This window comes from Diaphorobacter sp. J5-51, from assembly GCF_001023515.1.
GTDB classification, from domain to species: domain Bacteria; phylum Pseudomonadota; class Gammaproteobacteria; order Burkholderiales; family Burkholderiaceae_C; genus Diaphorobacter; species Diaphorobacter nitroreducens.
The window spans coordinates 60,648-81,288 of record NZ_JSYI01000024.1; the positions used below are offsets into that span (position 1 = coordinate 60,648).

The window sequence follows — 20,641 nt, forward strand, 5'->3', positions numbered from 1 at the left end:
TCAGCGGCGCGTGAACACCAGGTCCCACACGCCATGGCCGAGCCGCATGCCGCGGTTCTCGAACTTGGTCAGGGGGCGATAGTCCGGCTGCGGAGCATAGCCCTCGGCGGTGTTGGACAGCAAGGGTTCGGCCGACAACACCTCCAGCATCTGCTCCGCATACGGCTGCCAGTCGGTCGCACAGTGGATGTAGCCCCCCGGCTTCAGGCGTGCCGCCAGCTGTGCCACCAGCGGCGGCTGGATCAGGCGGCGCTTGTTGTGGCGCTTCTTGTGCCAGGGGTCGGGAAAGAAGATATGCACGCCGTCGAGCGCTCCGGGCGCCAGCATGTGCTCCAGCACCTCGACGGCGTCGTGCTGCAGGATGCGGATGTTGTGGATGTCCTGCTCGCCGATGCGCTTGAGCAGCGCGCCCACGCCGGGTTCATGCACCTCGCAGCACAGAAAGTTGTCTTGCGGGCGCACGCGCGCGATGTGTGCCGTGGCCTCGCCCATGCCGAAGCCGATCTCCAGCACCAGCGGCGCGCTGCGGCCGAAGGCCGCAGTGGCGTCCAGCAGGGCGGGCGCATAGTCCAGCACGTAGCGCGGGCCCAGCTCTTCCAGCGCCTTGGCCTGGCCGGTGGTGGTGCGGCCGGCGCGGCGCACATAGCTTTTGATGCCCTTGGGATGGGCGACGTCTGCCGGGGCGCTGCCTGCGGCACCGGGCATGGGGGAGGCCGCGGGGGCCTGCGGGTCTTGCGAAGAAAGCGTTTGAGTCACAGCGGCGAATTGTAGGTTCCAGGCCATGCCTTGACCCAGAATGCGAGCGCATCGGCGATGCCTGCTATGCCTGTAGGTGACGGCAATCCCAGTACCTGGGCTGCATTTGTCAAAGCCTGCAGCGGCTGGCTGTCGTCGATGGGGGGGGCGCCATGTTGTTTGGAGAGCTTCTCGCCATCCGCCGCACGTACCAGGGGCGTATGCAGGTACTGCGGCGTGGGCACGCCCAATGCGGACTGCAGCAGGATCTGGCGCGGCGTGTTGTCGGCCAGGTCTTCGCCGCGTACCACATGGGTGACGCCCTGGTCGGCGTCGTCGACCACGACCGCAAGCTGGTAGGCCCACAGGCCATCTGCGCGCCGCAGCACGAAGTCGCCCACTTGCCGCGCCACATCTTGAAACTGCGGGCCCAGGCGCCGATCGGTCCAGGAGACGCCGGAACTTGCTATTGAATAAATAGCTGGTTGCACTTGCTGGATGGGCGCTGGAGGCATTTTTGATTGATACCTCTGGGTATGGAAGCGCCAGGCGCGCGGCGTGCGTCCACCCAGGCCGTGGCGGCAGGTGCCAGGGTAGGGGCGTTCCACATGGCGTTCATGTACCAGGCCCTGCGCCTGCAAGGCGGCTTCGATGTCGCGGCGCGTGCATGCGCATGGGTAGGCCAGGCCGGCGTGGAGCAGCCCATCCAGCGCCTGCTGGTAGCGGGGGCCGCGGGTGGATTGGTACAGCGGCTGCTCGTCGGGCAGCAGGCCGCAGCGGGCCAGCTGCGCCAGAATGCGCTCGTCGGCGCCGGGCACGCAGCGCGGCGGGTCCACGTCTTCGATGCGCACCAGCCAGCGCCCGCCGCGTCCTCCAAGGGCCGCGCGCGCGTCCAGCCAGCTGGCCAAGGCGGCGACGAGCGAGCCCGCGTGCAGCGGGCCGGTCGGGGAGGGGGCAAAGCGGCCGACGTAGCCCGCGGCCGCCGTCATGCAGCGGTGAGCGCGAGCTCCAGGCCCGAGACGAAAGCGTCTTCCAGCCGGTGCCCCAGGCACCAATCGCCGCAAACGCCCAGGCCCAGGGAGGCGTCCCACAGAAAGCTCTGGCCCAAGGGCTTTTGCGTCTGCGCGTGGCGCCAGCGCCGCATCTCGGCATGCGTCGGCGTGGCGCGTATGCCGGTGACTTCGGCAAACGCCTTGATGAGCTTGGCCTGCACGCGGGGGGCCTCGTCGTTCAGGTGCTCCAGCGACCAGGCGGGACTGGCCTGCACCGTCCAACGCTCGATCTGTGTCCGGCCGGGCTTGCTGGACTCACGGGCCAGCCAGGCAATGCGGTGGTGCGTACTGCGTGCGGCGTTCCACTGCGGGCCGAGCGTGGTCAGTCCGGGGCGCACGGCCTGCGCAAAGGCCAGCATCAAGGTCCAGCAGGGCGCGATGTCCACGCCGGCCAGGGCATCGTCCCACGGCGTGGAAACGCCGGACTGCTGCAGCAGCGCCCGCGACAGCGGTGCGGGCTGGGCCAGTACCACGCCATCGAAACCCGCATACACCTGCGATCCCCCATCCAGCGTCTCGGTGCGCAGCTGCCAGGCCGTGGGCCGCATGGCGTCGCGCTCGATGCGCGTGACGGCCGTGCGCGTGTGCAGGTGGCCTTCGCGCGCCAGCGGTGCGGCCCAGGCCTGGACCAGCGCATCCATGGCGGGGGCGGCCACCCAGTGCGCTTCACCGGGCGGTGGCGCGGCGGTGGCGACGCGCCCGGCGGCGTCCAGCACGCGGATGGTGGTGGCACTCCAGGCGCGGCACAGGCCGGAAACGGTGTCCAGCGCCCGCTGAAAGCGTGCGTCGCGCACCGTGAAGTACTGCGCGCCCGAATCAAAACTGCCAAACGGCGACGCCAGCGCCGCCGTGCGCCCGCCGGGCTGCGGCGCCTTCTCGAAGACGGTGACCATGTGGCCCGCCTGGGCCAGGGTGCGGGCGCAGGCCACGCCGGCCATGCCGGCACCCACCACGGCAAAGCGCCGCGCGGCGCCCAGGGGCGCGACCTGCTGGCCTTGTTTCAGTCGATCGCTGGAGCGGGAGGAAAAGCGGGTCATGGCAGGCCTTCGATGACGTCGGAAATGGGCTGGTGCAGTGCTGGTAATTAGCGCAGCGCTAGTGTTGACTCTACACGCGCCGCGCGGCCCACGCATTCAGAACTGGTGGTGGTTTTCCAGCAGCGCACGGCGTGTGGCGTCACTTTGCAGTTGCGACAGCCACCACTGCAGCGCGCGGCCCGGCGCAGCGTGCCCGGGGCCACCCCATTGGTAGCTCAGACGCACGTTGCGCGCGGGGCGCGCCACCTGCCGCTCGACCAGATGGCCGGCTTCGAGGTACGGACGCACCATGGGCTCGGGCAGAAAGCCCCCGCCCAGGCCGCGCAACTGTGCATGGATCTTGGCGCGCATGTTGTCCACGGTGAGGACGTCCTGCCCCGCGAGGATGCCCATGGTCACGTTGCTGCGCCGTGCCGAGTCGGCCACGGCGATCGCGCGGTGTTCGCGCAGCGTGGTGTCGCTGATGGGCTCGGGCACCTTGGCCAGTGGGTGATGGGGCGCTACGACGAAGATGAAACGCACCTCGCCCAGCGGGGCGGATTGCAGCCCGGCGACGTTGGAGGCACCCACGGCCACGCCGATGGCCAGGTCTGCTTGGCCCGACCTCAGCGCTTCGGCCGTGCCGCCGAGGATGCCGTCGCGCCACTTCACGCGCGTGGGTGGACCGAGGGCGTAGAACGCCTCCACCAGCTCCAGCATGGTGGTGGCCGAGATGACGCCGTCCACCGACAGCGTGAGCTGCGGCTCCCAGCCCGTGGCCACGCGGCGCACGCGGTTGGCGATGGCGTCCACGTCTTCCAGCAAGCGCTTGCCTTCGCGCAGCAGCTCCATGCCGGCATCGGTGGGCCGTGCGTGGCGGGCGCTGCGGTCGAACAGCAGCACGTCCAGCGCATCCTCGATCTGGCGCACACGGTAGGTCAGTGCGCTGGGCACCACGCCGAGCTGGCGTGCCGCCGCGGCAAAGCTGCCCGTCTCCGCAATGCTCTGCAGCATGGCCAAGTTTTCAGGGGTCAGGGCATCGCGGGTGTTTTGCATGATCGACGGCCTCTTCGTTCAATGAGTTTGAATGATGCCTTCAAGCCCGCTGTCCCTGCAAGGGCGCTGCGCCACCTACAGTTCTCTCCAACGCAACGCATTTCCAGGAGCGACCCCATGCTGACCCTTCGCAAATCGCAAGATCGCGGCCACGCAGACCACGGCTGGCTCCATTCGTACCACAGCTTCTCGTTCGCGGGCTACTACGACCCGCGCCACATGGGCTGGGGCAACCTGCGCGTCATCAACGAGGACCGCATCGCGCCGGGCACGGGCTTCGGCACCCATGGCCACCGCGACATGGAGATCATCAGCTACGTGCTGTCTGGCGAACTGGCGCACCAGGACAGCATGGGCAACGTCAAGGGCATTCCGCCCGGCGACGTGCAGCGCATGAGTGCCGGCACGGGCGTGATGCACAGCGAGTTCAACCACGCCGAGGGCCAGCAGACGCACTTTCTGCAGATCTGGATCGAGCCCAATGTGCGCGGCATCGCGCCGAGCTATGAGCAAAAGCGCTTTTCCGATGCCGACAAGCGCGGCCAGTTGCGTCGCGTGGCCTCGCCTGACGGCGCGCAAGGCTCGGTCACGATCCATGCCGACGCCACGCTGTACGCGGGCCTGTTCGACGGTGCTGAGGCGGCGCAACTGCCCATTGCCGCAGGGCGCAAAGCCTACGTTCACCTGATCCGCGGTACGCTGCAGGTCAACGGACAGCATCTGAGCGGGGGCGACGCGGCCCTGCTGGATAACGAAAGCAGCGTGACCCTGTCCGGGGGAAGCGATGCCGAAGTTCTGGTTTTTGATCTCGCCGCGTGAAGTCTGCCCATCCACTTCAACCTTAGGAGTTCCGCCATGTTTGCTACCCTGCAAAACCCTCTGGCCCTGGTGGGCCGCATCCTCATCGCCCTGTTGTTCATCCCTGCGGGGTTCGGCAAGATCAGCGGCTTTGCCGGCACCGTGGGGCTACGCCACGTCCGTGGGCATGCCCATGCCCACCGTGGCCGTTGCCGTCGGTCTGTTGATTGAACTACTGGGCGGCCTGGCACTGCTCTTCGGATTCGGAACACGCATCGCTGCGCTGGCGCTGGCCGTGTTCACGCTGGCGGCCAGTTTCTTCTTCCACGCCTACTGGGCTCTGCCGGCGGACCAGCAGATGATGCAGCAGCTGTTGTTCTTCAGGAACGTTGCCGTGACGGGCGGCCTGCTGGCATTCGCCGCCTTCGGTGCCGGGGCATGGAGCGTGGACGGCGCACGTTCCGGGCGCTGATCGCTATTAAAAAAGAAGCTGCTTGCGCTTGATGGATGGGCCTTGGAGGTCGATTTGGCCTGCAAGGCCCATCAACTTTTGGAACGCTGCCAACGGCCGTCGATGCGCAGCTCATGCGGCATGAAGCGCGCCTTGTAGTTCATCTTCGGGCTCTGCTCGATCCAGTAACCCAGGTAGACATGCGGCAGGCCCAGCGTGCGCGCCTGCTGTACCTGCCACAGCACGTTGTAGGTGCCGTAGCTTGCGCCCGGCTCGGGCTCGTAAAAGGTGTAGACGGCGGAGAGGCCGTCCTCCAGCACGTCCAGGATGGACACCATCTTCAACGCCCCCGGCTGGCCGTCGGCCCCGGTCTCACGGAACTCCACCAGCCGCGAATTGACCCGGCTTTGCAGCAGGAACTGCGTGTACTGGTCGATGCTGTCCTGGTCCATGCCGCCCCCGGCGTGGCGTGCGTTCTGGTAGCGCAGGTATAGCTGGTAATGCTCGGGCAGGTAGCACAGGCGCAGCACCCGCGCCTGCAGGCCGGCGTGGCGCTTCCAGGCACGGCGCTGGCTGCGGTCGGGCTTGAATGGATCAACCACTACGCGCAGCGGGGTGCAGGCCTGGCAGCCGTCGCAGTAGGGGCGATAGGTGAACATGCCGCTGCGCCGAAAGCCCCGCGCCACGAGGCCCGAATACACATCGTTCTGAATCAGGTGACTGGGCGTCGCCACCTGCGAGCGCGCCTGCCGCTCGGGCAGGTAGCTGCACGGGTAGGGTGCCGTGGCGTAGAACTGCAGGCTTTGCAGCGGAAGATCGTTGAGTTGGGTCACGCCGCTGAGGGGTTGGGCAAAAGCTCGGTCCAGTATACGGGCTCGAATTTCCAGGTGCAGGCAGGGTCTTGCCGCGCTCGCGCCACGTGATTCAGGAACTGCGAACGTTCCATCTCCCGGGCGCCCAGCGAGGCCAGATGGCCCGTGTTCTGCTGGCAGTCGATCAACCGGACCCCCTCGCGCCGGCACAGGCATACCAGCGCCGCCAGGGCGATCTTGGAAGCATCGGTCGCGTGCGCGAACATCGATTCGCCAAACACCGCCCGGCCTAGCGCCACGCAATACAGCCCCCCCACCAGTTGCCCGTTCACCCAGGTTTCCACGCTATGGGCATGGCCGGCAGCATGCAGCGCCTCATACGCGGCAACCATGGAGGGCACGATCCAGGTGCCGGACTGCCCGGCCCGCGGCTTGTTGGCGCAGGCGTGGATCACGGCGGAAAAATCGCTGTCGATGCGCACCTCGCAACCGGGCGTGGCGCGAAAGCGCTGCAGCACGCGGCGCAGCGATCTGTGCAGACGGAATTCCTGCACATGCAGCACCATGCGCGGGTCCGGGCTCCACCACAGGATGGGCTGGCCGGTGCTGAACCACGGAAAGACGCCCTGGGCATAGGCCTGCACCAGGCGGGGCACCCCCAGCGTGCCGCCCGCGGCCAGCAGGCCAGGCGCGGGAGAGTCCGCGCCCCAGGCACCGTCGGTGGGTGGAAAAGGATCGTCGGGTTCCAGCCAGGGAAGCGATGTGGTCATGCAGGCAATCAAGGGCGCGCGTGGAGCGCGATTGTCGCCCGCCCGCGTGCTCAGAACGTGATCAGGACGGAGGACGCGCTGCGCTGGTGTGCGCCATGGAACACGGCCTCGATGTTGTTGCCGTCCGGGTCCAGCGCAAAGGCGGCGTAGTAGCCCGGGTGGTAGGACCGCTCGCCCCGGGCGCCGTTGTCGCGCCCGCCATGCGCCAGCGCCGCGCGGTGGAAGGCATCCACCATCTCGCGGTCTTTCGCCTGGAAGGCGAGGTGGTGCCGCCCCGTGAGGTGGCCATTGGCGGCGGGGCGGCGGTACCCATCCGCAGGCTGCGCAACATCAGCCTCAACCCCAACTTCGGCGGCGAGGTGATGGTGGTCAGCCTGGGCTGCGAGAAGCTGCAGCCCGAGCGCCTCATGCCGCCTGGCGCCATTGCTCTGGTGGACCAGCGTACCCTGCAGGAGGCACCGCTGGACGTGGTGTGTCTGCAGGACGAAGCCCATGTGGGCTTTATGTCCATGGTCGACTCCATCTTGCGCCAGGCCGACGAGCACCTGAAGCGCCTGAACGCACGTCGGCGCGAGACGGTGCCTGCCAGCGAACTGGTGGTGGGCGTGCAGTGCGGCGGCAGCGATGCCTTCAGCGGCGTGACCGCCAACCCGGCCGTGGGCTTTTGCACCGATTTGCTGGTGCGCGCCGGCGCCACGGTGATGTTCAGCGAGGTGACCGAGGTGCGTGACGGCATCGACCAGCTCACCGCACGTGCGGCCACGCCCGAGGTGGCGCAGGCCCTGATCGACCAGATGGCCTGGTACGACGCCTACCTGGCACGCGGCCGCGTGGACCGCAGTGCCAACACCACGCCGGGCAACAAGAAGGGGGGGCTGTCGAACATCGTCGAGAAGGCCATGGGCTCCATCGTCAAGAGCGGTAGCGCGCCCATCGCCGGCGTAGTGGCTCCGGGCGAAAAGGCGGTGCAAAAAGGTTTGCTCTACGCGGCTACCCCCGCCAGCGACTTCATCTGCGGCACGCTGCAACTGGCGGCGGGCATGAACCTGCACGTGTTCACCACGGGGCGCGGCACGCCTTATGGGCTTGCGCAGGTGCCGGTGATCAAGGTGGCCACGCGCAGCGATTTGGCCCGGCGTTGGCACGACCTGATGGATGTGAACGCCGGCCGCATCGCAGACGGGCAGGCCACCATCGAAGACGTGGGCTGGGAGTTGTTCCACCTCATGCTCGACGTGGCCAGCGGCCGCAAAAAGACCTGGGCCGAGCACTGGAAGCTGGCCAACCAGCTCGTGCTGTTCAACCCGGCGCCGGTGACCTGACCTGCTTGTTCGACCCACCCCCGGCACAACCCACAACGGAGATCCCGAAATGCCTCACGAGAAGAATGCGGCGCCCGGCGTTGCCACGCGGCGCCATTTCCTGGCCGGCGCGGTGGCCGCCACGGCCGCAGGTGCTGCCACGGCGCAGAGTTTTGAATTCAAGCCCCAGCAGCGTTACCCCGACCCATCGGTGCAGGTGCTGGACCCGCAGTTCGCCAAGTACCGCATCTACAGCAGCAGCGTGGAGCAGATCGCCACCGGCATGCGTTGGGCCGAAGGGCCCGTGTGGTTCGGGGACGGGCGCTACCTGCTGGTATCCGACATTCCGAACAACCGCATCATGCGCTGGGATGAGGCCACCGGTGCGTGGGGCGTATTCCGCCAGCCCGCCAACTTTTCCAACGGCCTCGCGCGCGACCGCCAGGGCCGGCTGCTGACCTGCGAGCACCTGAGGCGCCGTATCACGCGCACCGAGTACGACGGAAGCATCACCGTGCTGGCCGATGGCTACAACGGCAAGCGCTTCAACTCACCCAACGACATCATTTGCAGCAAGGACGGCGCGGTCTGGTTCACCGACCCGCCGTTCGGCATCGCCGGTCATTGGGAGGGCGAAAAGGCCGCGCCAGAGCTGCCGCATGGCGTCTACCGCATCGACCCGGGCGGCGCAAAGGTCAGCCAGGTGCTGGGCGACCTGGCAGGTGCCAATGGCCTGTGCTTTTCGCCCGATGAGAAGGTGCTCTACATCGTCGAGGGCCGCCACCAGCCGCATCGCGTGGTGTGGGCCTACGACGTGGGCCCGGGCGGGCGGCTGTCCGGCAAGCGTCTGCACATCGACGCGGGCGGCCCCGGTGCCCTGGACGGCATCAAGTGCGACGAGTTCGGCAACCTCTGGTGCGGATGGGGCAGCAACGGCGCCGTGGGCGCCAACCCGGCGGACCTGGATGGCGTGATGGTCTTCAACCCCGAAGGCAAAGCCATTGGCCACATCCGGCTGCCTGAGCGTTGTGCCAACCTGTGTTTTGGGGGTGCCAAGAACAACCGCCTGTTCATGGCCAGCAGCCATTCGATCTACGCGCTTTATGTGGAGGCGCGCGGCGCTGTTTGAGTGCGAACGTCCCCGTGGCGGCCGCCCGCCACAGGGCAGGGGCCGCCCCGTGCNCGCAGGGATCACGGAAGGCTGAGCCAACCGCCCCGTTTGCACAAACGCACCGCATCAACGGCAACAGCCGCCACCCCCGTTGGGGTTGGCGGCTGTTTCGCTCCTGTTTTGATAGCTGCTGGCGCTTGTTGGTCAAAGGCTAGAGGCCAAAAAGGCTTGAAACCTACTGGCTGACGCCAGCCCAGCGCTGCGCGGCTACCCGGTGGTGCGCGGCTCAGTCTTGCACGTACCAGGCGTCCTTCAGCTCGCTCACCGTGGCCTCGGCCACCTCGGGCTGTGCAGCCAGCCAGGCCTGCGTGGCTTGGCGGTCGTCCTCGGTGGCGGAGCCGCGCACGAAGGCCGTCACGAAGCCTTCGCGCACCCAGCCGGCGGCCGCCAGATTGCGGGGCACCAGCAGGTCCCGCACAAAGCGGTCCATCAGCGCCTCCTCTTGCTCGGGCGTCAGCTCCTGCTTGACCTTCAGCTCGTACTCGAAGCCGAATTCCTGAAACTCGGCCACGCGCATCTTCTTGCGAAGGCGGCGGCTGCGTTGCTTGTTGGGTGGCAGTGCCATGGTCAGGTTCTCTCAGTTCAGTGAATCAAGGGCGGCATGATGGCAGAACACGCGCCGCGCCCGCCCGTCAAAGCCCCAGCACCTTGGCGACGTAATCCGCATCCTTGTCGCCGCGGCCCGACAGGTTGACCAGGATGTGCTGGTCCTGGGGCAGCGTGGGCGCCACGCGGATGGCCCAGGCCACGGCATGGGCGCTCTCCAGCGCGGGGATGATCCCTTCCACGCGCGACAGCTGCATGAACGCGTCCAGGCATTCCTTGTCGGTCACGGCTTCGTACTGCACGCGGCCAATGTCCTTCAGATAGCTGTGCTGCGGGCCCACGCCGGGGTAGTCCAGGCCCGAGGCAATGCTGTGCACGGCGGCGGGCACGCCCGGCGCATCCTCCAGCACATAGCACTTCATGCCGTGGATCTCACCGGGCTGGCCCATGCTCAGCGTGGCCGCGTGCCGGCCGGGCTTGTCGGTGCCTTCGCCCGAGGGCTCCACGCCCACCAGCTTCACGTCGGTATCGCCCAGGAAGGCGGTGAACATGCCCATGGCATTGCTGCCGCCGCCCACGCAGGCGGTCACGTAGTCGGGCAGGCGGCCGTGTCTGGCCTGGAACTGCTCGCGCGCCTCGCGGCCGATGATGCTCTGGAAGTCGCGGACCATCATCGGGAACGGGTGCGGCCCCACCACCGAGCCGATGGCGTACAGGTAGTCGGTGGGGTTGGTCAGGTACTCCTCGAAGGCGCTGTCCACCGCCTCCTTCAGCGTGGCCGCGCCGCGCGTCACTGCCACCAGCTTGCAGCCCAGGATGCGCATCTTGGTGACGTTGGGGTGCTCCTTCTCGATGTCCACCTGGCCCATGTGGATCTCGCACGGAATGCCCACCAGCGCACAGGCCGTGGCCAACGCCACGCCGTGCTGGCCGGCGCCCGTCTCGGCAATCACCTTCTTCTTGCCCATGAACTTGGCCAGCAGCGCCTCGCCCAGGCAGTGGTTGATCTTGTGCGCGCCGGTGTGGTTCAGGTCCTCGCGCTTGAGGTGGATCTGCGCGCCGCCCAGCAGGCCCGACAGGCGCTTGGCATGAAAGATCGGGCTGGGCCGGCCCACGTAGTCGGCAAACAGCTGTGCCAGCTCGTCCTGGAAGTCCTTGCGCTGCGTGATCTCGGCATAGGCCGCGGCGATATCGTCCATGGCGGCTTTCAGGTGCGGCGGCACAAGCTGCCCGCCGTAGGGGCCAAAGAAGCCGGCGGCATCGGGCATGGGGGCGAAGTCGGTGGAGGCTGTCATCGCAGTCAAAGGAGGAGGATGGGTGAAAGAACTTCGGTTTTGATAGCTGCCCGCGCTTTTCAGACGGGCGCTGGGCGGCATTTTCATGCTGAACCATTGCGGGGTGCTTACGGCCCGCCAACGGCAACACGGGGCAATATACGCGCGCGTTGCGCCTCACGGTTCGATACACGCCCCCGGTTGCCGCGCGCCGCCGCGCCGCCACAGAATCGACCATGCACCTGCAACCCTACGAAAGCGTGAATGGCGTGCCCCTCACCGCCACGCGCGGCGACATCATCCGCGCCCACGGCCAGCCACGCAGCGAGTCGCGCAACAACGTTGGCCTGACCGCGCTGGACTATGGCGACGTGGTCTACCGCTTTCAGGACAGTGGCCGCCTGGAAGAGGTGACTGCCCGCGCGGAGGCGCTGCACCTGGGCACCGTGGCCGTGCCGTTCCGTGACCTGGCCGCGTTTGTGCAATCGAGCGATGACCGGGCATTCGACCGCGCCGGGTTTCTGGTCAGCCCGCGGTACGGGATTGCCTTCGTGCCGGAGGAGCCCTGCTGGGTGACGGCGCTGGCCCGCCATTGCGTGCAAGAGTGGATGGCGATGGCTTGAATTTCTATCTAACCGATTGTTTTATAAAGAGTTTCGGCATAAAAAGAAAAAACAGGAAAAATACCGAAATGCAGGAAATCAGCCCTGCCGTTGCCCCAATACATCGACGCCGTAGCCGCCTTCGAAGCCTGGGAAGAGGCGCAGCGCGACAGAGAGGCGCTGAAGCGGCGACGTGATGAACTTTAGGCCAATGCGGTTCAGAGACTGGTGGATGAATATCTGCCCTGAATGGTGCTTTTAAGTAACCCGATACGCCGGGCATTTGTGAGATGTCTTGATGCTGTGTACATGAAGAGGCTTGATTTAGCCAAGGACCGGTGACGGCCAAGATTCGTCATTGAACGGCTTGCTGCAGATGTCCGGTTTGCTGACTATCACCCCAGAATGAGAGTCAGAGCCCGGCTACAACAGTCACAGCTCTTAGGTCCACGTCGGGACTAATGCAGATGCGGATTGTGGATGAATGCCCCCGCCTCGACTATGCTGAGGTCAATCATGACCAGTTCGGCACTTGTTTGGATCGAGTTCATTGCCTGCATGGCGTTGATCGGCGTGGCAGGCTCACGCTTGATTCGCTACGGGGACGCGATCGCGGAATTGGCCGGACTGTCCCGCAGTTGGGTCGGGCTGATCCTGGTCGCCACAGTCACCTCCTTGCCCGAGCTCGTCACGGGTTTGAGCGCCGTCACCGTCGCGCAGGCCCCCGACATCGCCGTGGGCGACGCGCTGGGCAGCGCCGTGTTCAACCTCACCATTCTGGCGTTTGTCGATGTGTTCTACCGCAAAGAGTCGGTCTACGCCATTGCCAGCCGTGGGCATGTGCTGTCAGCCAGTTTGGGCGTCATGTTGTTGACGGCCGCGGCCTTGATCCTGACGTTGAGCACGCAAAAGAGCATGCCGAGCCTGGGACACATCAGTGTGGGCAGCGTGGTGTTGATGGGCCTGTACACCTTGGCCATGCGGCTCATCTATGTGAATGAGCAGCGTCACCATCAAGCCGCCGCCGCGACAGCGAGCAGCCTGAGCCTCAAGTCAGCCCTCATGGGCTACGCAATGGCAGCGGTGGTGATCGTCGGCAGCGGCATCTGGCTGCCGCTGCTGGGGGTGGAATTGGCGCGCATCATGGGGTGGTCCAACTCGTTCGTAGGCACCTTGTTCGTGGCCATGGCCACGTCCGTGCCTGAAGTGGCCACCACGGTGGCAGCATTGAGGATCGGCGCGGTGGACCTGGCGATCGGCAACCTGCTGGGCAGCAATCTGTTTGACGTGCTCATCCTGGCGGTCGATGATGTGGCCTACCGGGCGGGGCCGCTTTACGAGCTGGTCTCGCCGCTCCACACCGTGTCGGCCTTGACGGCGGCCACGATGAGTGGGGCGGTCGTGGTGGCCTTGGTCTTTCGACCTGCGTCGCGTGTCCTGCGTCTGGGCAGTTGGGCCAGCGTTGTGCTGCTGACGCTGTATTTGCTGAACGCGTTTGTGCAGTTCTGGCATGGCCGCTGACAGGCGCAAACAGCACCGCCTATAATTTCTGCATGCTCTTGCCCAGCCCACACGCGCAGACTGCACTGGAGTGCACCCCGGTGGGGCAACTGGCGCGCGGCTATTTCTTCTCGGTCACACCGCCCTGAGTCGGCGGGCCCGGCATGCGGGATGCATGCCGACGCCGAGCACCTTTCCTCTGAGTTTTCAGCCTGGCCGCATGCTGCGCCCCGGCACGTTTCCCTATTGATTCCCTTATGACCATCTCATTGCGCGAGCAGTGGCTGGGCAACATCCGAGGCGACCTGCTCGCAGGTCTCGTCGTTGCCCTGGCCCTCATTCCCGAAGCCATCGCCTTTTCCATCATCGCGGGCGTCGACCCCAAGGTGGGGCTGTACGCCTCCTTCAGCATCTCCGTCATCATCGCCATCGCCGGTGGACGACCCGGCATGATCTCGGCCGCCACCGGCGCCATGGCCCTGCTGATGGTGACCCTGGTCAAGGACCATGGTTTGCAGTACCTGCTGGCCGCCACCGTGCTCACGGGCGTCTTCCAGATCATCGCGGGCCTGTTCAAGCTGGGCAACCTGATGCGATTCGTGTCGCGTTCGGTGGTCACGGGCTTTGTCAACGCCCTGGCCATTCTGATCTTCCTGGCGCAACTGCCCGAGTTGACCAATGTGACCTGGCATGTGTACGCCATGACGGCGGCCGGTCTGGCCATCATCTATGGCTTCCCGTATCTGCCGGTGGTGGGCAAGGCCGTGCCTTCGCCCCTGGTGTGCATCGTGGTGCTGACCGGGGTGGCCATGGCCCTGGGCCTGGACATCCGCAATATGGGCGACATGGGTGAGCTGCCTGACAGCCTGCCCATCTTTTTGCTGCCCGATGTGCCCTTGACCTTGGAAACGCTGCAGATCATTGCGCCGTACTCCCTGACCCTGGCCGTGGTGGGACTGCTGGAATCGATGATGACGGCCTCCATCGTGGACGACCTGACCGACACGACCAGCGACAAGAGCCGTGAATGCGTGGGGCAGGGCCTGGCCAACATCGGCACCGGTTTCATCGGCGGCATGGCCGGTTGCGCCATGATCGGGCAGTCGGTCATCAACGTGAAGTCCGGTGGGCGCGGGCGTTTGTCCACCTTCATGGCGGGCATCTTCCTGCTCATCATGGTGGTGTTCCTGGGGCCGTGGGTGAGCCAGATTCCCATGGCTGCCCTGGTGGCCGTGATGATCATGGTCAGCATCGGCACCTTCAGCTGGGACTCCCTGCGCAAGCTGCGTGAGCACCCGCCCAGCTCCTCCGTGGTGATGTTGGTCACCGTGGTCGTCACCGTGTCCACCCACGATCTGGCCAAGGGCGTGTTCGCCGGCGTGCTGCTCAGTGCCATGTTCTTTGCCAACAAGGTCGGTCGCCTGATGCAGGTGAAGTCGCAAGCCCAAGACGACGGTCAGACGCGGGTCTACACCGTCACCGGTCAGGTGTTCTTCTCGTCGGCCGATCGCTTTGTCGACAGCTTCGATTTCAAGGAGGCGGTGCGCCAGGTGCGCATCGACGTCAGCCGCGCGCATTTCTGGGACATCACGGCCGTGAGCGCTCTGGACAAGGTGGTGCTCAAGTTCCGACGCGAGGGGGCCCAGGTTGAGGTGATGGGCCTGAATGAGGCCAGCAAGACGATGGTGGACCGCTTTGGTCTGCACGACAAAGACGGCGCCGAATTGCCCTTGGGCCACTGATCAGCACAGGAGATGAACATGAAAAACGTGATGGCTTGTGTGGATGCACAAGGGAACCCGGCGGCCGTGTGTGACGGTGCGATCTGGGCCGCGAAAGCGCTCGGCGCCTCGCTGACCTTTTTGCATGTGCTGGACCGGCACCCCGAAAAGGCCCCTCAATCCGATTTCAGCGGACAGATCGGCCTGGGTGCGCAAGAGGGGCTGCTCAGTGAGCTGGCGGAACTGGACGCCCGCCGCAGCGTGCTGGCGCAGGAGCAGGGGCGTCAGATCCTGGAAGGCATGCGCCAGCGCGCCACGGCGGATGGGGTGAGCGAGGTGCAGATCCGCCAGAGGCACGGTGAGCTGGTGGAGTCGGTCGTCGACCTGGAGGCCGAGGTCACGCTGACGGTGATGGGGCGCCATGACCATGCCACCGTGGCGGGGCGGCACCTTGATCACCATGTGGAGCGCGTGATCCGCAGCACGGCCAAGCCGGTGCTCTCGATTCCAGGGCAGACGTTCGAGACGCCACGGAGCTTTGCGCTGGCGTTCGACGGCAGTGACACTGCGCGTCGCATGCTCGGCCAGGTGGGGCAGAGCGTCTGGCTCAAGGCGCTGGCGTGCACCCTGGTGTTCGTGGGGTCGTTGGACGCCGCCATGCAGGCAGAGCTCGATGCCGCGACCGCGCAGCTGCGAACCCAGGGCTTCACCGTTGGCATCGCCGTACTGGAGGGCAGCGTCGAGCGGGTACTGCCGCAGCATCTGTCGGCGCAAGGCCTGGGCATGCTGGTGATGGGGGCCTATGGCCATTCACGCATCCGGCAGCTGATTGTGGGCAGCAGCACCACAGCGCTGCTGCGTACCAGCAGCGTGCCTGTGCTGGTGCTTCGGTAACCCTGCCAATGCTGCTGATCTGGCTTCGTACCCGGTCAGCAGCATTGTGTTCTGCGGGGCTTTACGGGCGGCTTGGTACTGCATAGAAGTCATTCATGCTGGGAGCCTGACCGTCAGCTCAGGGTCGAAAGAGGCCATAGCAAAGGCACTCTGCTCAGAATAAAAAAAAGGCGCTGCAACGCAAGTCACTGCGCCTTTTTGCAGAAGGCATGCCGGAAAGCCTGCTTCAGCCCTTCTTCTGCACCATCTTGATCACGCTGGAGAAATCCTCCCCCCCGTGCCCCGCAATGCTGTGCGCCGCGTAGATTGCGCGCGCCATGCCGCCCAGCGGGGTGCTGGCCTTGGTGGCGATGGCGTTTTCCTGGGCCAGGCCCAAATCTTTCAACATCAGGTCGGTGCCAAAGCCGCCCGCGTAGCCCTTGCTGGCGGGGGCGTTCTCGTGCACGCCGGGGAAGGGGTTGTACTTTTCCAGCGCCCAGTTGCCGCCGGAGCTGCGGCGCATGATCTCAGACAGCACCTTGGGGTCCAGGCCGTTGGCGACGCCCAGCGCGATGGCTTCGCTGGTGCCCACCATCAGGATGCCCAGCAGCATGTTGTTGCAGATCTTGGCTGTCTGGCCCGCGCCCACGGCGCCGGCGTGGAAGATGTTGTCGCCCATTTTTTCCAGCAGGGGGCGTGCGCGCTGCAGTTGCGCGTCGGTGCCGCCCACCATGAAGGTGAGGGTGCCGGCGATGGCGCCGCCCGTGCCACCCGATACGGGTGCGTCGATGAAGTCGATGCCCAGGGCTTCAGCGGCCTTGGCGACCTTCTGGCTGGTGGCGGCGGCTATTGTTGAGCTGTCGATCACCAGCGTGCCCTTGGCAATGCTGGCCAGCAGGTTGCCGTTGCCCAGGAACAGGCCTTCCACGTGCTGGCTGGCGGGCAGCATGGTGACGACGGCCTCGGCGCCCTGCACGGCGTCTTGCGCGCTGGTGGCGACCTGCAGGCCTTCGGCCTGGACCTTGGCAAGCGCGTCAGCGCTCAGGTCGAAGGCCTTCACGCTGTGGCCGGCCTTGTGCAGGTTGATGGCCATGGGGGCGCCCATGTTGCCCAGCCCGATGAATGCGATTTGCATGGTGGTTGTCTCCTGTGGTGTGTGATGGGAACTATTATTTTGATAGCTGCTAGCGGTTGATGGACGGGCGCTACAGGCCAAAATGCCTTCAATCATGATCGCGTGCCCTTGCTGCGGCTTGTGGCTGCCTTCGCCCGCCGGGGCGAGGCCTTGGCAAGCGGGTTGAAGGCGAGGGCGGTGTCGATCCAGTGCTCCCACTGGGCGCGCGTGGCGTAGGCAGCGGGCTCCAGCCAGAAGTAGCCGGCCATGCCGCCGCGCGGGTCCAGTTCGCGCACGCCGGGGGTTTCGGCGGTTGCGTCGTGCTGCTGCGGCGGCAGGCGCACCAACAGCTCTTCGCCTTTCACGCCCAGGCAGAGTTTGCCGTCCACCATGAAGGCGTGGCAGCCGAAGAGCGTGCGCTCCTCTACCTCCACCTGCGCGTTCAGCCGCTCGCCCAGTGCGTCGCGCACGGCGGCGATCAGGTGCAGCGCTTCGTCGGACAGGGGGCGGGCAGGCATGGTAGGTTTGGAGTTAAATAGGCCTCTAGCGCTTATCCATCCAGCGCGAGCAGCTATAATTTTTGAATATCAACGGATCACCTCCGGCGCGTCGCCGTCCAGCATGCGCCGGCCGATGATGACGCGCATGATCTCGTTGGTGCCTTCCAGAATCTGGTGCACGCGCGCGTCGCGCAGCAGGCGCTCCAGCGGGTATTCGCGGATGTAGCCGTAGCCGCCGTGCAGTTGCAGCGCCTCGTTCACCACGGTAAAGCCCACGTCGGTGGCAAAGCGTTTGGCCATGGCGCAGTAGGTGGAGGCGTCGCGCGCGCCGGCGTCGAGTTTGCTGGCGGCCAGCCGCACCATCTGGCGCGCAGCCACCAGCTCGGTGGCCATGTCGGCCAGCTTGAATTGCAGCGCCTGAAAGCTGGCGATCGGCTTGCCGAACTGCTTGCGGTCTTGCATGTAGCGCTGGGCGTGCTGCAACGCGCCTTGCGCGGCGCCGACCGAGCAGGTGGCGATGTTGATGCGCCCGCCGTCCAGCCCCTTCATGGCGATCTTGAAGCCTTCGCCCTCCTGGCCCAGTAGGTGGTTGGCGGGGATGCGCACGTTGTCAAAGCTGATCTGGCGCGTGGGCTGGCTGTTCCAGCCCATCTTTTCTTCCTTCTTGCCGTAGTGGATGCCGGGCAGGTTCGCGGGCACGGCAAAGGCGCTGATGCCGCCCGCGCCGGATTGAGCGTCGCCCGTGCGTGCCATGAGCACCAGCACGTCGGTGCTGCCCGCACCGCTGATGAAGGCCTTGCTGCCGTTGATGACGTACTCGTTGCCGACCAGCTCCGCGCGCGTCTTGATGGAGGCGGCGTCGGACCCCGCGCCGGGTTCGGTCAGGCAGTAGCTGGCGAGCTTTTGCCCGCTGGCGAGTGCCTCGCCCCATTCGGCGCGCACGGCATCCGTGGCCCAGGTGCCCAGCATCCAGGTGGCCATGTTGTGGATGGTGATGAAGGCAGTGGTGCTGGGGTCCACGGCCGCCAGTTCCTCGAACACCAGCGTGGCGTCCAGGCGCGGCAGGGCCAGGCCACCGGCGCTCTCGGGCGCGTACAGGCCGCAAAAACCCAGCTCGCCCGCACGGCAAATAGCCTCTCGGGGGAAGATGCCCTGCGCATCCCACTCGGCGGCGTGGGGCGCCAGCTCCGCCTGGGCGAACTGGCGCGCGGTGTCGGCAAAGGCGCGCTGGTCTTCGCTGAGTTCAAAGTCCATGGCGGGTGTCTCCTTCTCTTATGCGTCTTATGGCTTGTTCGTCGTGGGCTGCGGGGCCTCGCCATGGTGCAGCCAGTGCATCAGGGCATCGCGTCGCGCCTGGGTATGGACCGTCAGGCAGTCGTGGTACAGCCGCGGCCATTCGGGGCGGGACTCCGCCGCGCGCTGCGCCTGCTTGCACTGCGCGGCGCGCGTGCGCTGCCAGGCGGCCTGGTCCTGGCGCAGGGCAGGGCGTTCATGGGTCGACAGGGCACGCATCACATCGCCATACAGAATCTGAGTGGCGGTGTCCGCCTCCTGGTAGCGCTGCACGGCGCAGGCGTTGGTCTCATCCACCGTGCCGCCGGGGCGGCAGGCAGCGCCGGCCTGCGCCTGTGCCTGGGTGGCAGCCAACAGGGCGCACGCAGCGGCCAGGGTGCGCAGGCGGGCGGCATGGGGTTTCACACATCGTGTCATGCCTGTGATTTCACCATGCGCGCACCGCGCGGCGCCGCTTACTTCAGGCTGATGGTGGTGTTCACGCCGTGGCTGGTGGTGCTGTCGTCAAACCAGCGCGCCGTGACGGTCTTGGTCTGCGTGTAGAACAGCACCACCTGCTTGCCGTAGGGGCCCAGGTCACCCAGCTTGGAAGCGCGGCTGCCGGTGAAGGAGAACAGCGGCACGGGCACGGGGATCGGCACGTTGATGCCCACCTGGCCCACGTCGATGTCTTCCTGGAACTTGCGCGCGGCAGCGCCGGACTGCGTGAAGATGGCCGTGCCGTTGCCGTTGGGGTTGGCGTTGATGAACTCGATGGCCTCGTCGATGTCCTCGGCGCCGGCCAGGCACAGCACGGGGCCGAAGATTTCCTGGTCATAAATGCTCATGCCGGGCTTCACGCCGCTGAAGATCGTGGGGCCGACGAAGTTGCCCTTGTCGTAGCCCGCCACCTGGGGCTTGCGGCCGTCCAGTTCCAGCGTGGCACCGTCGGCAATGCCGCGCTCGATCAGGCCCTCCACGCGCGACAGCGCGGCGCAGCTCACCAGCGGGCCCACGTCGGTGCCGGGTTCGGTGCCGGCGGACACCTTCAGCGTCTTGGCCTTCTCGACCAGCTCGGGGATCCAGTTGCGCGCCTCGCCCACCAGCACGGCGACCGACAGGGCCATGCAGCGCTGGCCGGCCGCACCGAAGGCGGCGCCGGCCAGGGCGTTCAGCGTCTGCTCCTTGTTGGCGTCAGGCATGACGATGGCGTGGTTCTTCGCACCCATCATGCATTGCACGCGCTTGCCGTTGAGGCTGGCGCGGTTGTACACATGGGTGCCCACCTTGGTGGAGCCCACGAAGCTGATGGCCTTGATGTCCGGGTGGTCGCAGATGGCGTTCACGGCGTCTTCACCGCCATGCACCACGTTCAGCACGCCGGGGGGCACGCCGGCTTCCAGCGCCAGTTCGCACAGGCGCATGGTGACCATGGGGTCCTGCTCGGAGGGCTTGAGCACGAAGGTGTTGCCCGTGGCAATGGCCATGGGGAACATCCACAGCGGGATCATGGCGGGGAAGTTGAACGGCGTGATGCCGGCGCACACGCCCAGCGGCTGCATGAGGGTGTAGGTGTCCACGCCGTTGGCCACGTTGTTGGCCAGCTCGCCCAGCTGCAGCGTGCCGATGTTGGCGGCATGCTCCACCACTTCGAGGCCGCGGAACACGTCGCCTTCGGCGTCGGGCAGGGTCTTGCCTTGCTCGGCCGTCAGCAGGGCGGCCAGTTCCTTCATGTTCTCGCGGATGAGCTGCTGCAGCTTCAGGAAGATGCGTGCGCGCGTGCCGATGGGGGTCTTCTTCCAGGTCTTGAAGGCTTCCTTGGCGGAGGCCACGGCGGCGTTGATCTCGTCGGGCGTGGCGAAGGGCACGCGCGCCAGCAGTTGCTGCGTGGCGGGGTTCACCACGTCGCGCCACTGGGTGGTCTTGGACTCGACGAACTGGCCGCCGATCAGCAGCTTGACGGTGGGGGCCTTCACGGCCTGGGAGGTGGATGCGTCCATGGTTGTCTCCTGGGGTCCTGGGGTGGTCTGCAATGAAGCCGGCACGGCAAGTGCCGACTTGGCGTGGGCTGCATCGT

The 20,641-nt window shown here is 66.3% G+C and carries 21 protein-coding genes and 1 pseudogene; 8 read left to right on the top strand and 14 right to left on the bottom strand.

Annotated features, from left to right (window positions below):
• From trmB to OX89_RS03340, 4 genes are all read right to left on the bottom strand, one after another.
• A complete protein-coding gene (gene trmB / locus OX89_RS03325) occupies positions 1 to 783 on the bottom strand; it encodes a tRNA (guanosine(46)-N7)-methyltransferase TrmB (protein ID WP_199856198.1) in 783 nt (260 codons plus the stop codon).
• A complete protein-coding gene (gene gluQRS, locus OX89_RS03330; protein ID WP_047349550.1) occupies positions 753 to 1,724 on the bottom strand; it encodes a tRNA glutamyl-Q(34) synthetase GluQRS in 972 nt (323 codons plus the stop codon). The genes trmB and gluQRS overlap by 31 nt, the downstream gene beginning before the upstream one ends.
• Positions 1,721 to 2,824: an NAD(P)/FAD-dependent oxidoreductase gene (locus OX89_RS18950; protein ID WP_011805227.1), complete on the bottom strand. Its 1,104-nt coding sequence runs from the start codon at positions 2,822 to 2,824 to the stop codon at positions 1,721 to 1,723. Before OX89_RS18950 ends, gluQRS begins: the two co-directional genes overlap by 4 nt.
• A 96-nt stretch (positions 2,825 to 2,920) precedes the next feature.
• On the bottom strand, positions 2,921 to 3,859 hold the full coding sequence (locus tag OX89_RS03340; RefSeq protein ID WP_047349551.1) for a LysR family transcriptional regulator: 939 nt from the start codon (positions 3,857 to 3,859) through the stop codon (positions 2,921 to 2,923).
• A 117-nt stretch (positions 3,860 to 3,976) separates the two neighbouring features.
• Between OX89_RS03340 and OX89_RS03345 the strand changes: the two genes are divergently transcribed.
• Positions 3,977 to 4,678: a pirin family protein gene (locus tag OX89_RS03345; RefSeq protein ID WP_047349552.1), complete on the top strand. Its 702-nt coding sequence runs from the start codon at positions 3,977 to 3,979 to the stop codon at positions 4,676 to 4,678.
• A 36-nt stretch (positions 4,679 to 4,714) separates the two neighbouring features.
• A pseudogene (locus OX89_RS03350) lies at positions 4,715 to 5,129 on the top strand (DoxX family protein).
• A gap of 71 nt (positions 5,130 to 5,200) precedes the next feature.
• On the opposite strand, the gene OX89_RS03355 reads toward OX89_RS03350, so the two are convergent.
• Genes OX89_RS03355 through OX89_RS03365 form a run of 3 tightly spaced genes read right to left on the bottom strand, consistent with a single transcriptional unit; the run spans position 5,201 to position 7,130 of the window.
• Positions 5,201 to 5,941: an arginyltransferase gene (locus OX89_RS03355; protein WP_047349553.1), complete on the bottom strand. Its 741-nt coding sequence runs from the start codon at positions 5,939 to 5,941 to the stop codon at positions 5,201 to 5,203.
• Positions 5,938 to 6,690 (bottom strand): leucyl/phenylalanyl-tRNA--protein transferase, encoded by a 753-nt coding sequence (aat, locus tag OX89_RS03360; RefSeq protein WP_047349554.1) that lies wholly within the window; start codon positions 6,688 to 6,690, stop codon positions 5,938 to 5,940. Before aat ends, OX89_RS03355 begins: the two co-directional genes overlap by 4 nt.
• 50 nt (positions 6,691 to 6,740) lie before the next feature.
• Positions 6,741 to 7,130 (bottom strand): VOC family protein, encoded by a 390-nt coding sequence (locus OX89_RS03365; protein WP_369799238.1) that lies wholly within the window; start codon positions 7,128 to 7,130, stop codon positions 6,741 to 6,743.
• Here OX89_RS03365 and OX89_RS03370 point away from each other — a divergent pair.
• The gene (locus OX89_RS03370; RefSeq protein WP_369799239.1) at positions 7,020 to 8,012 is read left to right on the top strand and encodes a UxaA family hydrolase; all 993 of its coding nucleotides are present in this window, start codon (positions 7,020 to 7,022) and stop codon (positions 8,010 to 8,012) included. The genes OX89_RS03365 and OX89_RS03370 overlap by 111 nt on opposite strands.
• A gap of 49 nt (positions 8,013 to 8,061) precedes the next feature.
• On the top strand, positions 8,062 to 9,120 hold the full coding sequence (locus OX89_RS03375) for an SMP-30/gluconolactonase/LRE family protein (RefSeq protein WP_047349555.1): 1,059 nt from the start codon (positions 8,062 to 8,064) through the stop codon (positions 9,118 to 9,120).
• Positions 9,121 to 9,388: 268 nt separating this feature from the next.
• Here OX89_RS03375 and OX89_RS03380 read toward each other — a convergent pair whose 3' ends face one another.
• Both OX89_RS03380 and trpB read right to left on the bottom strand, forming a co-directional pair.
• Positions 9,389 to 9,727, bottom strand: a complete 339-nt coding sequence (locus OX89_RS03380; RefSeq protein WP_011805244.1) for a YggL family protein — start codon at positions 9,725 to 9,727, stop codon at positions 9,389 to 9,391.
• Between the two features lie 67 nt (positions 9,728 to 9,794).
• Positions 9,795 to 11,003: a tryptophan synthase subunit beta gene (trpB, locus tag OX89_RS03385; RefSeq protein ID WP_015913327.1), complete on the bottom strand. Its 1,209-nt coding sequence runs from the start codon at positions 11,001 to 11,003 to the stop codon at positions 9,795 to 9,797.
• Between the two features lie 215 nt (positions 11,004 to 11,218).
• Here trpB and OX89_RS03390 point away from each other — a divergent pair, with 215 nt between their 5' ends.
• The 4 genes from OX89_RS03390 to OX89_RS03405 all read left to right on the top strand — a co-directional run bounded on the left by OX89_RS03390 (position 11,219) and on the right by OX89_RS03405 (position 15,699).
• Positions 11,219 to 11,605, top strand: a complete 387-nt coding sequence (locus OX89_RS03390) for a hypothetical protein (RefSeq protein ID WP_047349556.1) — start codon at positions 11,219 to 11,221, stop codon at positions 11,603 to 11,605.
• Positions 11,606 to 12,064: 459 nt separating this feature from the next.
• Positions 12,065 to 13,105, top strand: coding sequence for a sodium:calcium antiporter (locus OX89_RS03395; RefSeq protein ID WP_234305489.1), 1,041 nt, complete (start codon positions 12,065 to 12,067; stop codon positions 13,103 to 13,105).
• Positions 13,106 to 13,341: 236 nt separating this feature from the next.
• Positions 13,342 to 14,826: a SulP family inorganic anion transporter gene (locus tag OX89_RS03400; protein WP_047349558.1), complete on the top strand. Its 1,485-nt coding sequence runs from the start codon at positions 13,342 to 13,344 to the stop codon at positions 14,824 to 14,826.
• 18 nt (positions 14,827 to 14,844) lie between these two features.
• Positions 14,845 to 15,699 carry a universal stress protein gene (locus tag OX89_RS03405; protein ID WP_047349576.1) on the top strand — a complete coding sequence of 285 codons (855 nt, stop codon included), beginning with the start codon at positions 14,845 to 14,847 and terminating at the stop codon, positions 15,697 to 15,699.
• Between the two features lie 226 nt (positions 15,700 to 15,925).
• On the opposite strand, the gene mmsB is transcribed toward OX89_RS03405, so the two are convergent.
• The 5 genes from mmsB to OX89_RS03430 form a co-directional block, all read right to left on the bottom strand.
• Positions 15,926 to 16,909, bottom strand: coding sequence for a 3-hydroxyisobutyrate dehydrogenase (gene mmsB / locus OX89_RS03410; RefSeq protein ID WP_255352790.1), 984 nt, complete (start codon positions 16,907 to 16,909; stop codon positions 15,926 to 15,928).
• A complete protein-coding gene (locus tag OX89_RS03415) occupies positions 16,906 to 17,310 on the bottom strand; it encodes a TfoX/Sxy family protein (protein WP_015913337.1) in 405 nt (134 codons plus the stop codon). The genes mmsB and OX89_RS03415 overlap by 4 nt, the downstream gene beginning before the upstream one ends.
• 69 nt (positions 17,311 to 17,379) lie before the next feature.
• On the bottom strand, positions 17,380 to 18,546 hold the full coding sequence (locus tag OX89_RS03420; protein WP_047349560.1) for an acyl-CoA dehydrogenase family protein: 1,167 nt from the start codon (positions 18,544 to 18,546) through the stop codon (positions 17,380 to 17,382).
• Positions 18,547 to 18,573: 27 nt separating this feature from the next.
• The gene (locus OX89_RS03425) at positions 18,574 to 19,002 is read right to left on the bottom strand and encodes a lysozyme inhibitor LprI family protein (protein WP_047349561.1); all 429 of its coding nucleotides are present in this window, start codon (positions 19,000 to 19,002) and stop codon (positions 18,574 to 18,576) included.
• A gap of 38 nt (positions 19,003 to 19,040) precedes the next feature.
• Positions 19,041 to 20,564 (bottom strand): CoA-acylating methylmalonate-semialdehyde dehydrogenase, encoded by a 1,524-nt coding sequence (locus OX89_RS03430; RefSeq protein WP_047349562.1) that lies wholly within the window; start codon positions 20,562 to 20,564, stop codon positions 19,041 to 19,043.
• Positions 20,565 to 20,641 lie beyond the last annotated feature (77 nt).